This is a genomic window from Salinifilum ghardaiensis (assembly GCF_054491345.1).
This window is the reverse complement of the sequence record NZ_CM137101.1, coordinates 4,128,875-4,142,495: the sequence shown is the minus strand read 5'-3', so window position 1 is coordinate 4,142,495 and position 13,621 is coordinate 4,128,875. Positions and strand designations below refer to the sequence as shown.

Here is a 13,621-nt window from a genome sequence, read left to right as displayed (position 1 = left end):
TGACGGGCCGGTGCGGCCGAGCACGCGATCGCCGATCCGCGGGATCTCTTGTGGAACAGGCCGTAGCAGGACGTGCCGCAGTGCTCCGCGCATCACCTGTTCACGTGAGAAGTCGGCGACGCGTGCCGCGCTCCGCGCCGGGGACGTCCGGATGTCCCAGGATCAACGAATTGGTATCGGTCCGCCGCGCGGACGAGCGGTGTGGGTTACTGTTCGACGGCCTGCGTGGATGTGGTGACTGTCGTTCGACTCTGTTGCCTTCGCGCGGGGTTGGATGCTCGGTCAGGCCACCGGTGTGCGGGTCGGTTCGAAAGGTGGGGTAGCGGTGCAGTATCTGGCGCAGGGCGAACTGCGGCTCGACGCCAACGCCGTCGACTACGTGCTGCTTGCGCTGTACTTCGCGTTCGTGGTGGGCATCGGCTACCTGGCGCGCCGGTCGGTGTCCACGAGCCTGGACTTCTTCCTCTCCGGGCGCTCCCTGCCGGCCTGGGTGACGGGGCTGGCGTTCATCGCGGCGAACCTCGGCGCGATCGAGATCATCGGCATGTCGGCCAACGGCGCCCAGTACGGCATGCCGACCATGCACTACTTCTGGGTCGGCGCGGTGCCCGCGATGCTGTTCCTCGGCATCGTGATGATGCCGTTCTACTACGGCTCGAAGGTCCGCAGCGTCCCCGAGTTCATGCTGCGCCGCTTCGGCAGGGCGGCGCACCTGGTCAACGGCATCAGCTTCGCGCTGGCGCAGCTGCTCATCGCCGGCATCAACCTGTTCCTGCTGGCCAGCATCGTCAACGTGCTGCTCGGCTGGCCGCTGTGGGTGTCCATCCTGGTCGCGGCGGTGATCGTGCTCAGCTACACCGCGATGGGCGGGTTGTCGGCCGCGATCTACAACGAGGTGCTGCAGTTCTTCGTGATCGTGGCGGCGCTGCTGCCGCTGACCCTCGCCGGCCTGCACAAGGTCGGCGGCTGGCAGGGGCTGGTCGACAAGGTCTCCGCGAGCCCCGGTGGCTCCGCGCAGCTGTCGGCCTGGCCGGCCAACGAGCTCACCGGTTTCGGCAGCAACTTCCTCAGCGTGCTCGGCGTCGTGTTCGGCCTCGGCTTCGTGCTCGCCTTCGGCTACTGGACGACGAACTTCGTCGAGGTGCAGCGGGCGATGGCCTCCAAGAGCATGTCGGCGGCCCAGCGCACGCCGATCATCGGGGCGTTCCCCAAGCTGCTCATCCCGTTCATCGTCATCATCCCGGGCATGATCGCCGGGGTGGCGGTGCAGGACCTCGCCGCGTTCAAGGCCACCGGCGAGGGCAACGTCGACTACAACGACGCGCTGCTGCTGCTCATGCGCGACCTGCTGCCCAACGGCATGCTCGGCATCGCCCTGGCCGGGCTGCTGGCCTCGTTCATGGCGGGCATGGCGGCGAACCTCAGCTCGTTCAACACCGTGTTCACCTACGACATCTGGCAGGCCTACATCGTCCGCAACCGGCCGGACGACTACTACCTGCGGATGGGGCGGTGGGTGACCGTCGGCGCCACGCTCGCCGCGATCGGTTCGGCGTTCATCGCTTCCGGCTACGAGAACCTGATGGACTACCTGCAGCAGCTGTTCTCGTTCTTCAACGCGCCGCTGTTCGCCACGTTCATCCTCGGCATGTTCTGGAAGCGCATGACCCCCACCGCCGGGTGGCTGGGCCTGGTGCTGGGCACGGTCTCGGCGGTGACGGTGTTCGGCCTCGCCGAGGGCGGCGTGCTCGACCTGCCCGGGCAGGGCGCGAGCTTCGTCGGCGCCGGCACGGCCTTCGTCGTCGACGTGGCCGTCAGCATCGCCGTCAGCCTGGTGACCAGGCCGAAGCCCGAGGCGGAGCTGGTCGGGCTGGTGTACTCGCTGACCGAGCGCAGCTCGCTGCGCGCGAGCACGACGGGGGAGGACGCGGGCTGGTACCGCCGCCCGGGTCTGCTCGCGGGCATCGCCCTGGTCCTCGTGATCGTGCTGAACATCGTCTTCGGCTGAGGCCACGGGCGCGGCGACCCCCTCGCCGCGTCCCGGGAGCAACGTCCCAGTCGTCATCGAACGGAGGTGATCGGTGTGGCGGGCGGAACCGAACGGCGCACCGGCCGGAGGAGCACCGCTGGTGCCTTCGACGTGCGCACCGTGATCGCGCTGCTGTTCGCCATCTACGGCGTCGTCCTGGTCGTGATGGGGCTCGTCGGCACGACGCAGGAGGAGATCCTGCGGGCCGACGGGTTCAACCTGAACCTGTGGTCGGGACTCGGCATGCTCGTCTTCGCCGGGCTCATGCAGGGGTGGGCCTGGTGGCGCCCGATCGTCGTGAGCGAGGAGGAGGGCGGCCAGTAGTCCTCCGCCCCGGGGTGTCCCGTCGCCGGGCGGGGCACCCGGGCCCCGCCCGGCGAGCGGTGTCGCGAGCGTCGCGCGGACCCCTGCACCTACCGTCCGGTAACCGAGTGGAACACCGCCGTTCGGGCGAGGCGTATCGCACCGCTCGTCCGTTCACCCGCTGTTGGTCCGCGGCCCCGTTCCAGGCAAGGATTCCGTAGGCTGCACGATTAACGACGAGCGAGGTAGCAGGTGGGAGGCCCGGCATGACCCAGACCGTCGGTATCGCGGGTGAGAAGTCCGCGAACGCTGAGCCCGAGAAGTTCGACTCCCTCGACCCGCGCACCGGAGAGGTCGTCGGTCGGCACCCGGTGCACGACGCGGCAGCGGTCGGCGACACCGCGCGCGCGGCGCGCGAGGCGCAGCAGTGGTGGGCCGAGCTCGGGTTCGCCGAGCGGAAGCGGCGCCTCGACCAGTGGCGCAGGATCCTCGTCAAACGCCTCGACGAACTGGCCGGCCTGATCTGCGCGGAGACCGGCAAACCACTCGACGACGCCAGGCTCGAACTGGTCCTCGTCATCGACCACCTGCACTGGGCCGCGGCCAACGCGGAGAGGACGCTGCGCCGCAGGAAGGTGCCCTCCGGGGCGCTTATGGCCAACCACGCCGCCAGCGTCGAGTACCTGCCCTACGGCGTCATCGGCGTGATCGGCCCGTGGAACTACCCCGCCTTCACCCCGATGGGATCGATCGCCTACGCCCTCGCGGCGGGCAACGCGGTCGTGTTCAAGCCCAGCGAGCTCACCCCCGCCGTCGGGGAGTGGCTGGCCGGGACCTTCGCCGAAGTCGTCCCGGAACGGCCGGTGTTCTCCGTGGTCACCGGCTTCGGCGCGACCGGCGCTGCGCTGTGCCGGTCCGGGGTGGACAAGGTCGCCTTCACCGGCTCGACGGAGACCGGCAAGCGCGTCATGGCCTCCTGCGCGGAGGACCTCACCCCGGTGCTCGTGGAGTGCGGCGGCAAGGACGCGCTCATCGTCGACTCCGACGCCGACGTGGAAGCGGCCGCCGAGGCCGCCGCGTGGGGCGCGATGTCCAACGCGGGGCAGACGTGCATCGGCGTCGAACGCGTCTACGTCGTCGACTCCGTGGCCGACCGCTTCCTCGACGCGGTCAGCGCGCGCGCCGCGAAGCTCCGCCCCGGGGCGGAGCCGAACGCCAGCCTCGGCCCGATCACCATGCCCGACCAGGTTCCGGTGGTCCGCGAGCACATCGACGACGCGCTGCAGCGGGGCGGGCGCGCGCTCGTCGGCGGTTCCGACTCGGTGCGCCCGCCGTTCGTGGAACCGGTCGTGCTCACCGACGTCCCCGAGGACTCCGCGGCGGTCGCGGAGGAGACCTTCGGCCCGACCATCGTCGTGCGGCGGGTCGGCGACGCCGACGAGGCGGTGCGCCTGGCCAACGACACCCGCTACGGCCTCGGCGCCACCGTGTACTCCAAGTCCCGCGGCACGGAACTGGCGCGGCGGCTGCGCAGCGGCATGGTCGCGGTCAACTCGGTGATCTCCTTCGCCGCGGTGCCCTCCCTGCCGTTCGGGGGCGTCGGCGACTCGGGCTTCGGCCGCATCCACGGAGCCGACGGGCTGCGCGAGTTCGCCCGCGCCCAGTCGGTGACCCGCATGAAGTTCCGCATCCCCCTGAACCCGATGAGCTTCGGCCGGCCCAAGGGGACGGTGCGGAGCCTGGTGCGGCTCGTCCGCCTGCTGCGGAAGTGAGCAGTGGCGCGCACCGCTCGGGCAGGAGCGGGGACCCGCGGCGGGCCGCCGCCGAGCTGCAGGCCGGGATCACCGGCGCGCAGGGCCCCGGGAAGCTGGCAGGATGGTGCGGGTGTGACGGCGCGCACCCGGCCGCGGGCCCGGCTGCGGACGCGCCGCCCGCTGCGAGCGTTCCCGCCCGGTGAGGAGGCCATGGCGTGAAGAAGATCGTGGACGACCCGTCGACCCTCGTCGACGACGCGCTCCGGGGCATGGCCGCGGCCTGGCCGGACCGGCTGCGGCTGCGCACCGACCCGGCCGTGCTCGTGCGCGCCGACGCGCCTGTCTCCGGCAAGGTCGCCGTGATCTCCGGCGGCGGCTCCGGCCACGAACCGCTGCACGGCGGGTTCGTCGGCCCCGGGATGCTCGACGCGGCCGTGCCCGGCGCGGTGTTCACCTCGCCCACTCCGGACGCGGTCCAGCAGGCGGTGACCGAGACCAGCGCCGGTGCGGGTGCGCTCATGCTGGTGAAGAACTACACCGGCGATGTGCTCAACTTCGAGACCGCGGCGGAACTGGCGGACGTGGACGACGTCGCGGTGCGCAGCGTGATCATCGACGACGACGTCGCGGTGCAGGACTCGACGAACACCGCGGGGCGGCGCGGCGTGGGCGGCACGCTCATGGTCGAGAAGATCGCGGGCGCCGCCGCGGAGCGCGGGGCGGGACTGGACGAGTGCGCGCGGATCGCGCAGCGGGTGGTCGACGGCGTCCGCTCCATGGGAGTGGCGCTGACCGCGCCGACCGTGCCGCACGCCGGGGAGCCGAGCTTCCAGCTCGGCGCCGACGAGATGGAGATCGGCATCGGCATCCACGGCGAGCCGGGGCGGGAGCGCGTGCCGCTGGCCCCGGCCTCGGAGCTCGTGCGGGGGCTGCTCGACCCCGTCCTGGCGGACCTGCCGTTCGGCGAGGGCGACGAGGTCGCGCTGCTGACCAACTCGATGGGCGGCACCCCGCAGCTGGAGCTCTACGCCGCGCACGGCATCGCCGAGCGGATGCTGGCCGAACGCGGGATCCGCGTGGCCCGGCGGCTCGTCGGGCCGTACGTGACCAGCCTGGAGATGCAGGGGATGAGCCTGTCGCTGCTGCGGCTCGACGAGGAGCTCCGCGAGCTGTGGGACGCTCCGGTGGACACCCCCGCGCTGCGGTGGTGAGCTCGGGTCGGGCCAGCTCGGACCGGGGCAGCTCGGGTCGGGGGCGACTTCGGAAGGTGGGAACGATGGGTTGTTCGGCCCGTGACGTCGCCGCGGCGCTGCACGCGGCTGCCACGGCGATGAGCGAGCACCGCGAGGAGCTGATCGAGCTCGACCGGCACATCGGCGATGCCGACCACGGCGAGAACCTCGACCGCGGGTTCCGCGCCGTGGCGTCCAAACTGGACACGAGTTCGCCGGAGACGCCTGCCGCCGTGCTGAAGCTCGGCGCCACGGTGCTGATCTCCACCGTCGGCGGTGCCTCCGGCCCGCTGTACGGCACGGCGCTGCTGCGCGCGGCCACGTCCGCGGGCGAGGCCGCGGAGCTCGACGGGCAGGACGTCGCCGCGGCGCTGCAGGCCGCCGTCGACGGCGTCGCCGCCCGCGGCAAGGCGGAGGTCGAGGACAAGACGATGATCGACGCGCTGACCCCCGCCGCCCGCGCGGCCCGGGAAGCCGCCGAGCTCGGCTCGGGGCCCGCCGACGTGCTCGCCACCGCCGCGGAGGCGGCGCAGCTCGGCGCCGAGCGGACCGAACCCATGATCGCCCGCAAGGGCCGCGCCTCCTACCTCGGCGACCGCAGCGCCGGCCACCTCGACCCGGGGGCGCGCTCCACCGCGCTGCTGCTGCACGCGATGGCCGAAACAGCGAGGAAGCGCTCATGACCGTTGGACTGGTGATCGTCTCCCACAGCGCCCGGCTGGCCCGCGGCGTCGTCGACCTGGCGGGGCAGATGGCCCCGGACGTGGCCGCCGTCCCGGCCGGCGGCGGGCCGGACGGCAACCTCGGCACCGACTTCGACGCGGTGAACACCGCCGTCGACCAGGCCGAGGACGGGGCCGGCGTCGTGCTGCTGTACGACCTGGGCAGCGCGCGCATGGTGGCCGAGCTGGCCGTCGAGACGCGCGAGCAGCAGGCCGTGCTCGTCGACGCCCCCGTGGTGGAGGGGGCCGTGGCCGCCGCCGTGTCCGCCCAGGGCGGGGCAGCCCTGGGCGACGTGGCGCAGGCGGCCCGGTCCGCCGCGCACGAGCGGGCCGACGAGACCGCCACCGCCGAGGCGGCCCCCGCGGCGCCGCCGGCCGCGGCGGAGGGACCGCAGGAGCACGAGCTCACGCTGCGCAACGAGGTGGGGCTGCACGCGCGCCCGGCCGCGCTGCTGGCCCGCTGCCTCACCGGTCTGCAGGCGGAGGTGCACGTCGCGCTGGGCCAGCAGCGGGCCAACGCCGGCAGCGTGCTGGAGGTCATGGGGCTGGGCGCGCGGAAGGGCGACACGGTGCGGCTGCGCGCCGACGGTCCCGATGCGCAGCAGGCCCTCGACCGCATCGTGGAGCTCGCCGAGCGCGACTTCGACGAATGACCGCTGACCGCGCGGCCGGTGGCGGCCGCGGCCCGCTACCGTGGGGGCGTGCCACGCCGCAACCGAGTGCGCCGCCCGCGCGGAGGCGGCCCGCCTGAACTCCCCCTCGGCGGGATCGGCGCGTCCCGCGTGGAGAGCGGACCGGACGGCGACTGGGTGGTGCGCACCGTGCCGGCCGCGCAGGCGGTGAAGGAGTACCGCTGCCCCGGCTGCGACCACGAGATCCGCCCCGGCGTGGCGCACGTCGTGGCCTGGCCGGACGCGGAGTTCGGCGGGGCGGAGGTGCGCCGCCACTGGCACACCGGCTGCTGGCACCGCGGCGGGCCGCCCCGGCGCCGGTAGCGCCCCCGTGTCGCGGAGCACGCCGGCGACGACCGCGCATCCGGAGCGGCCCGGCCTCGTGGCAGGATCGATCCCGATGAGCACCGAGGAAGAGGCCCCGGCGGGCACGCGGATCGGGCCGAACACGATGCTGCCCGCGCGGCGGCGACCGATCACCCTGCACACGGCCGACGAGCTCCGGCTGATCGGCGAACTGGCGCTGCCGGAGTCCCGCCCGCCGCGGGCGACCCTGGTGTGCTTGCACCCGCTGCCGACGCACGGCGGGATGATGGACTCGCACATCTTCCGCAAGGCCGCGTTCCGGCTGCCGGCCCTGGCCGACGTGGCCGTGCTGCGGTTCAACACGCGCGGCACCGCGAGCGAGCAGGGCCGCAGCGACGGCGACTTCGACGGCGGTGCGGGGGAGAAGTTCGACGTGGCCGCCGCCCTCGAGTACGCGGAGTTCGAGGACCTGCCGAACGTGTGGCTGCTCGGCTGGTCCTTCGGCACCGACCTGACCCTGGTGCACGGCCTCGACCCGCTCGTGCGGGGTGCTGTGCTGCTGTCCCCGCCGCTGCGCTGGAGCACCGAGGAGCACCTGCGGGCCTGGGCCGGGTCCGGGAAACCGGTGCACGCGTTCGTCCCCGAGCACGACGACTACCTGCAGCCGGCGGAAGCGCGCCGCCGGTTCGCCGCGATCCCGCAGGCCGAGGTCGTCGGCTTCGACGGCACGAAGCACCTGTGGGTGGGCAAGGCGGAGGCCGCGCTGGACGGGATCGTCGGCGCGGTCGCACCGGAGGTGCCGACACCGCTGCCGCGCTCGTGGGACGGCCCGTCCGAGGAGCGCCGGGTGACGATCGTGAACTCCTGACCGCGGTGAGCGGGGCGGGCCGGATGCGCAGATGGGTGCTGCACGTGGACATGGACGCGTTCTTCGCGTCCGTGGAGCAGCTGACCCGCCCCACGCTGCGCGGGCGGCCCGTGCTCGTCGGCGGGGTCGGCCCGCGCGGCACGGTCGCCGGCGCCAGCTACGAGTCGCGCGAGTTCGGCGCCGCCTCGGCCATGCCCATGGCGGAGGCGCGGCGCCGCTGCCCGACGGCCGTGGTGCTGCCGCCCCGGTTCCGCGTGTACCAGGTGGTGAGCAGGCGGGTGCTCGGGCAGGTGCGCGCCGCCAGCGACGTCGTCGAGCAGGTCTCGGTCGACGAGGCCTTCCTCGAACCGGTCCGGCTGGGCGGGGTGCAGCCCGCGGAGGTGCGCGCGTTCGCCCGCGACCTGCGCGGGCGCATCCGCGCGGAGGTCGGTGTGGCGGCGTCGGTCGGCGCGGGCAGCGGCAAGCAGCTCGCCAAGATCTCCTCCGGGCTGGCGAAGCCGGACGGGATGCTCGTCGTGGAGCCCGACGAGGAGCGGGAACTGCTGTGGGCGCTGCCGGTGCGCAAGCTCTGGGGCGTCGGCCCGGTCAGCGAGGGGAAGCTGCACCGCATCGGCGTGCACACGGTCGGCGAGCTGGCCGCGATGCAGCCGCACGACGTCACCGCCCTGCTGGGGCAGGCGCACGGCACCGAGCTCTACCGGCTCGCGCACGGCGAGGACGAGCACCCGGTGGCCGAGCGCGCCGAGTCGAAGCAGGTGGGGGCGGAGACCACGTTCGACGTCGACATCACCGACCCGCGGCGGCTGGCCGGCGAGGTCGACGCGATGGCGCAGGCCGCCCACCGGCGGCTGGTGGGGGCGCAGCGCGCGGCGCGGACGGTCACCGTCAAGGTCCGCGACGCGGACTTCACCACGATCAGCCGCTCGGACACGCTCGCCACGGCGACGAGCGACCGGGCGGCGCTGATGAGCGCGGCGCGCCGCCTCGTCGCCGCCGCGGTGCCCCCCGGCACGCCGGTGCGCCTGGTGGGCGTGGCCTACACGGGGCTGGCGCACTGGGAGCAGGAACCGCTGTTCGGCGGGGAGGAGGACGAACGGCCCGCCGAACCCTCCGAGGAGGGTGCCGCCGAGCAGCGGCACCCCGGTGGTTCGCCGCAGGCCGGCCGCGGGTGGCGCGCCGGCGACGACGCCTTCCACCCGGAACTCGGCCACGGGTGGGTGCAGGGGGCCGGGCACGGGCGGGTCACGGTGCGGTTCGAAACGGCCGCGACCGGTCCCGGGCCGGTGCGCACGTTCGTCGCGGGCACGCCGGAACTCGTGCGGGGCGACCCGGTGGCCAGCCTCGGCTGGGACGCGGAGACGCTCGCGCGGTTCCACGACGGCTGAGCTCGGCGCCCCCACCGCCGGGCCGGTCGCCGAGATCGTCGATCGGTTCTCGCTGAACGGTCGGCGTGCTGCCGGAGGGGAGAGCCCCGTGTTGCGCAGCGCTCGGTTCCGCACGCGGTCAGTCCAGGCCGAGGACGGCCTGGAGGGCGATGTCGACGGCGCGCATCTCGGCGCTGTCCAAGCGGCCAGCGAACTCGCCGAGGCGCGTCTCCGGGTCGAGTGCGAGCAACTGCTCGACCATCACGCGGGTCTTGGTGCCGTTGATCTCGATCTCGGGGCGGAACGAGGCTTCCCGTCGTCCGGTCGAAGTGGGGGCCACGAGCCACGTGGACAGCGGCAGGTCATCGGATTGCACGATGACGGCGTAACGAGCACCGGCTTGTTCGTGCCCGCGGGTGCCCTGGGGTGCTTTGAGCCGGTAGAGGTCACCACGCACGGTGAGCGTCCATTTCGGCGGCCAGATCCCGCGATGCGGCGACGTCCTCGGGGTCGTTGCGCAGTGCTTCGGCTTCGGCTCGCAGACGCGCCCGCCGGTGCGCCCGTTCAGCTTCCAGGATTGCCATCCGGGCTGCCTCCGAACGGGAATACCCCTCCTGGGTCAGGAACTCCAGTGCGTGCTCCACCTCGGAGTCAGTGCGGATCGTAAGCGTATTCATACAACACAATGTACTACGCAAAGCACTACGCGTGGGCGTGACTGTCGTGATCGCAGGCAGTTCACTGAGTTCGGTCGACGGGGCACGGCCCGCCTCCGGGCGGGGTCTGGGGCGGCGACCTGGAGTATCGCTCCGATGGGCTCTGATCGCGGTTCCAGGACGGCTGAGCGCGGCGCCCCCCACCGCCTGGTCGGTCGCGTCGCGGGCGGCCGGCGCGGCCGCGGTCGCTCACTCCTCCTGCGGCGGCGGTGGCGGCAGGTGCCTGCGGTACTGGCCGATCCACGTGCGCGGGGCGATCCCCCGGACCGCGCGCTCCAGCTGCTTCGGCACGCGGCTGAACGGCGGCAGGTGGAACCGGTAGCGCTCCCCCGGCGTGCCGGACACCGAGGGCGGTTCGACCACGCGCCACCTCTCCCAGTCCGGGTGCCGCTCGGCGAAGCCCGGGTCGGTCGGGTAGAACTCCAGCGCCACCCGGCGCTCCGGGTGCACCGGGCGGCGGTTCTCCACCCACGGCAGCGCGCCCACGCCCACGGCGGAGATCTCCTGCCACGGCACGCCGAACACCTCGCCGCGGGTGCGCACGTACAGGCCGCTGTGGTCGAGCAGGAAGCCGCGGCTGTTGAGCATGCCGCGGGCGGAGATCACGAACCAGACGAACACGATGCCGAAGACGAGCTGCCAGATCCACACGCCCGCGCTGTGCCCGTCGAAGGCGAGGGCGGCCGCGCACAGCACGGTGAGCAGACCACTCGTGCCACCGCCGACGAGCAGCAGGCGGAAGGAGCTGGAGCTGACGTCCACGTCGCAGGCCTGCGGGCTGAGCAGGCTCGCGCGCGGCGGCTGCGCCGCCGGGGCGGGCGGCGACTGGTCGTGCCCGGCGGTGTAGCGGCGGGTCCCCTCCGCGGCGCCCTGCCGCTGTTGCTGCGGTGTCGTGGTGCGTTGCGGTTCGACCCAGTCGGCCCGGTTCCATCCCCCGCGGAGCCATTTCATGCCGCCAGGGTAAGTGCTCGCGGGCCGCTCGGCCCCCGTCGGTGGCGGATCTCCGGGGCGGCCGGGGGAGGAGTCAGGGCCTCCCCGGAGATCCGCGGACTCCCTCAACCCCGCAGCACGAGGGCGTCGCCCTGGCCGCCGCCCCCGCAGAGCGCGGCCGCGCCGACGCCCCCGCCGCGGCGCTGCAGCTCGAGCGCCAGGTGCAGCACGAGCCGGGCGCCGGACATGCCGATCGGGTGCCCCAGGGCGATCGCGCCGCCGTTGACGTTCACCCGCTCCTCGTCGAGTCCGAGCGCCCGGCCGGAGACCAGGCCGACGGAGGCGAAGGCCTCGTTGATCTCCACGAGGTCGAGCGCGGACGGGTCCGCACCGCCCTGGCGGGAACACGCCGCCCTGATCGCGTTGGCCGGCTGCTCGTGCAGGCTCGCGTCCGGGCCGGCGACCACGCCGTGCGGGCCGATCTCGGCGATCCAGGGCAGGCCGAGCGCCTCGGCGCGGTCGCGGCGCATCACCACGACCGCGGCCGCACCGTCGGAGATCTGCGAGGCCGTGCCCGCGGTGATCGTGCCGTCCGCGCCGAAGGCGGGCGGGAGCTTGGCCAAGCTCTCCTCCGTCGTCTCCGGGCGGATGCCCTCGTCCGCCTCGACCGTTTCGGTGGCGCCCTTGCGCTTGGGCACCTCGACCGGGGTGATCTCGGCGTCGAACAGGCCGTTCTTCGCCGCGGCGGCCGCGCGCTGGTGCGAGCGCGCGGCGAACGCGTCCTGCTCGGCGCGGGTGAGGCCGTGCCGCTCGTTGTACTCGTCGGTGGCCGCGCCCATCGCCTTGTTGTCGAAGGCGCAGAACAGCCCGTCGTAGGCCATGTGGTCGAGCAGCTGGGCCTCGCCGTACTTCACGCCTTCGCGGGACTTCGGCATGAGGTGCGGGGCCTGCGTCATCGACTCCTGGCCCCCCGCGACGACCGTGTCGAACTCGCCCGCGCGGATGAGCTGGTCGGCCAGCGCGATCGAGTCCAGGCCGGACAGGCACACCTTGTTGACGGTCAGCGCGGGCACGTCCATGCCGATGCCCGCTGCCACGGCGGCCTGCCGCGCGGGGATCTGCCCGGCCCCTGCGGTGAGCACCTGCCCCATGATCGTGTACTGCACCTGCTCGGGGGAGACGCCTGCGCGCTCCAGGGCCGAGCGGATGGCGGCGCCGCCGAGCTGCGCGCCGGAGAAGTCCTTGAGGGATCCCAGCAGGCGCCCCATCGGAGTGCGGGCGCCCGCGAGAATCACGGAGGTGCTCACTGCTGCCTCCCGTGTCGGTTGCGGGTCGGATGGTCCTGCCGCGGCGCCGCGCGCCGCGCTCGCCGTCCATCCTCGCCGCCCGGGGGCGGTCTTGGCCAGGTTCGGCGGAAGGGAGCGGTGTTCCTCGCCTTCCCCGCGAGAGCCGCGCAGGAGAACCCACCGGTGGTCCCGCTTGCCCGAGTGGTTCCTGCGACGCTGCAGCGTCGAAATGAGGAAGTTTACGGGTACACCTGCGGCGAGCGGCGGTGGCTGAGCGGAGTCCTCTAGGATGCTCGTATGCGCGAGGAACTGGGCGGCTTGGTCACGGCGGTCGACCACGTCGGCATCGCGGTGCCCGACCTGGACGAGGCGATCGAGTTCCACCGGAGCACGTTCGGGCTGGAACTGGCCCACCGCGAGCTCAACGAGGAGCAGCGGGTGCACGAGGCGATGCTGCGCGCCCCGGGGGACACCTCCGGCGCCGCGCAGGTGCAGCTGCTGGCTCCGGCCGACGAGACCTCCACCATCGCGAAGTTCCTCGACCGCAGCGGCCCGGGACTGCAGCAGCTGGCCTACCGGGTCACCGATGTCGCCGAGGCGGCGCGGGTGCTGCGCGACGAGGGGCTGCGCATGCTCTACGACGAGCCGCGCCGCGGCACCGCGGGCAGCCGGGTGAACTTCGTGCACCCGAAGGACGCGGGCGGGGTGCTCGTCGAGCTGGTCCAGCCTGCTGCGGAGCTGTTTTCCCAGTGATGTGGCGAGGTGGCCGCTTGGCGGAACCTCCTGCACGGCTCTCGCTCCGGGTGCTCGACCTCGAGTAGCCACCTACGCCACGTCGAGCCCTCCTCACGAGAGCCGCACAGGAGAACCCGCGGTGACTCGGGTGCGTCGTGGCTCCTTCGGCGCCGTCGCGCCGAAAACACGAGGACCGGAATCAGACCGACTCGTCAGTTGTCCCCGCGGCAACCGTCGTTGGCTGGAGAAACAGCCCTCGCGGTCGCTCGGTCGTGCTCACCGGCCCGCTCGTGTTCATCGGCCCTGGTGGGCCGAGGTGATGGAGGGCAGCGCGGCGAGCCCCAGCGCCACGGTGAGCACGCCGATCACCCAGGACGTCCACGCCACCCCGCTGAAGGCCGCGTAACCGAGCGGCCAGGGGGCCACGAACAGGATCACCCCGAGCAGGATGTGGGCGTACTCGCTGGTCATGGACCGCGGATCGGCCAGGGACCACAGGCTGGCCAGGATCAGCAGGATTCCCAGGATGAGCGAGGCGGAGAGGGCCGGCGCCGTCGTCGTCGTCCACAGCGGTGTCAGCACGAGGACGATCCCCAGGAGCACGGCCACCCAGTCCTGCCACCGCACCCACCGCTGCGCGCGGGCGGTCCGGCTCCCCGCGCCGTTCGCACCGGTCATGTCCTTCACCCCCGCTCCCCGTTGCAC

Annotated in this window: 15 protein-coding genes; 10 read left to right on the top strand and 5 right to left on the bottom strand. The window is 73.2% G+C overall.

Annotated features, from left to right (window positions below; genetic code table 11):
• Positions 1–325 precede the first annotated feature (325 nt).
• The 9 genes from ACVGV0_RS18870 to ACVGV0_RS18830 all read left to right on the top strand — a co-directional run bounded on the left by ACVGV0_RS18870 (position 326) and on the right by ACVGV0_RS18830 (position 9,270).
• Entirely contained in the window at positions 326–2,008 is a 1,683-nt protein-coding gene (locus tag ACVGV0_RS18870) for a sodium:solute symporter family protein (RefSeq protein ID WP_459157023.1), read from the top strand.
• Between the two features lie 75 nt (positions 2,009–2,083).
• On the top strand, positions 2,084–2,353 hold the full coding sequence (locus ACVGV0_RS18865; protein ID WP_459157022.1) for a hypothetical protein: 270 nt from the start codon (positions 2,084–2,086) through the stop codon (positions 2,351–2,353).
• A 245-nt stretch (positions 2,354–2,598) separates the two neighbouring features.
• Positions 2,599–4,104, top strand: coding sequence for an aldehyde dehydrogenase family protein (locus ACVGV0_RS18860; RefSeq protein WP_459157021.1), 1,506 nt, complete (start codon positions 2,599–2,601; stop codon positions 4,102–4,104).
• Positions 4,105–4,301: 197 nt separating this feature from the next.
• Positions 4,302–5,297, top strand: coding sequence for a dihydroxyacetone kinase subunit DhaK (gene dhaK / locus ACVGV0_RS18855; protein WP_459157020.1), 996 nt, complete (start codon positions 4,302–4,304; stop codon positions 5,295–5,297).
• 65 nt (positions 5,298–5,362) lie between these two features.
• Positions 5,363–6,001, top strand: coding sequence for a dihydroxyacetone kinase subunit DhaL (dhaL, locus tag ACVGV0_RS18850; RefSeq protein ID WP_459157019.1), 639 nt, complete (start codon positions 5,363–5,365; stop codon positions 5,999–6,001).
• Positions 5,998–6,693, top strand: a complete 696-nt coding sequence (gene dhaM, locus ACVGV0_RS18845; protein WP_459157018.1) for a dihydroxyacetone kinase phosphoryl donor subunit DhaM — start codon at positions 5,998–6,000, stop codon at positions 6,691–6,693. The genes dhaL and dhaM overlap by 4 nt, the downstream gene beginning before the upstream one ends.
• A 48-nt stretch (positions 6,694–6,741) precedes the next feature.
• Entirely contained in the window at positions 6,742–7,035 is a 294-nt protein-coding gene (locus ACVGV0_RS18840) for a hypothetical protein (RefSeq protein WP_459157017.1), read from the top strand.
• Positions 7,036–7,111: 76 nt separating this feature from the next.
• Positions 7,112–7,885, top strand: a complete 774-nt coding sequence (locus ACVGV0_RS18835) for an alpha/beta hydrolase (protein ID WP_459157016.1) — start codon at positions 7,112–7,114, stop codon at positions 7,883–7,885.
• Positions 7,886–7,908: 23 nt separating this feature from the next.
• Positions 7,909–9,270: a DNA polymerase IV gene (locus ACVGV0_RS18830; protein WP_459157015.1), complete on the top strand. Its 1,362-nt coding sequence runs from the start codon at positions 7,909–7,911 to the stop codon at positions 9,268–9,270.
• Between the two features lie 118 nt (positions 9,271–9,388).
• Here the strand turns inward: ACVGV0_RS18830 and ACVGV0_RS18825 are convergent, their stop codons facing one another.
• The 4 genes from ACVGV0_RS18825 to ACVGV0_RS18810 all read right to left on the bottom strand — a co-directional run bounded on the left by ACVGV0_RS18825 (position 9,389) and on the right by ACVGV0_RS18810 (position 12,202).
• Positions 9,389–9,706, bottom strand: coding sequence for a type II toxin-antitoxin system PemK/MazF family toxin (locus ACVGV0_RS18825; RefSeq protein WP_459157014.1), 318 nt, complete (start codon positions 9,704–9,706; stop codon positions 9,389–9,391).
• Positions 9,696–9,926: a hypothetical protein gene (locus ACVGV0_RS18820; RefSeq protein ID WP_459157013.1), complete on the bottom strand. Its 231-nt coding sequence runs from the start codon at positions 9,924–9,926 to the stop codon at positions 9,696–9,698. The genes ACVGV0_RS18825 and ACVGV0_RS18820 overlap by 11 nt, the downstream gene beginning before the upstream one ends.
• Positions 9,927–10,154: 228 nt before the next feature.
• On the bottom strand, positions 10,155–10,916 hold the full coding sequence (locus tag ACVGV0_RS18815) for a hypothetical protein (protein ID WP_459157012.1): 762 nt from the start codon (positions 10,914–10,916) through the stop codon (positions 10,155–10,157).
• Positions 10,917–11,020: 104 nt separating this feature from the next.
• A complete protein-coding gene (locus ACVGV0_RS18810; protein ID WP_459157011.1) occupies positions 11,021–12,202 on the bottom strand; it encodes an acetyl-CoA C-acetyltransferase in 1,182 nt (393 codons plus the stop codon).
• A gap of 276 nt (positions 12,203–12,478) precedes the next feature.
• Here ACVGV0_RS18810 and mce point away from each other — a divergent pair, with 276 nt between their 5' ends.
• Positions 12,479–12,934 carry a methylmalonyl-CoA epimerase gene (gene mce, locus ACVGV0_RS18805; RefSeq protein WP_459157010.1) on the top strand — a complete coding sequence of 152 codons (456 nt, stop codon included), beginning with the start codon at positions 12,479–12,481 and terminating at the stop codon, positions 12,932–12,934.
• 276 nt (positions 12,935–13,210) lie between these two features.
• On the opposite strand, the gene ACVGV0_RS18800 is transcribed toward mce, so the two are convergent.
• Complete coding sequence (locus ACVGV0_RS18800) at positions 13,211–13,594, bottom strand: SPW repeat protein (RefSeq protein WP_459157009.1); 384 nt, start codon at positions 13,592–13,594, stop codon at positions 13,211–13,213.
• Positions 13,595–13,621 lie beyond the last annotated feature (27 nt).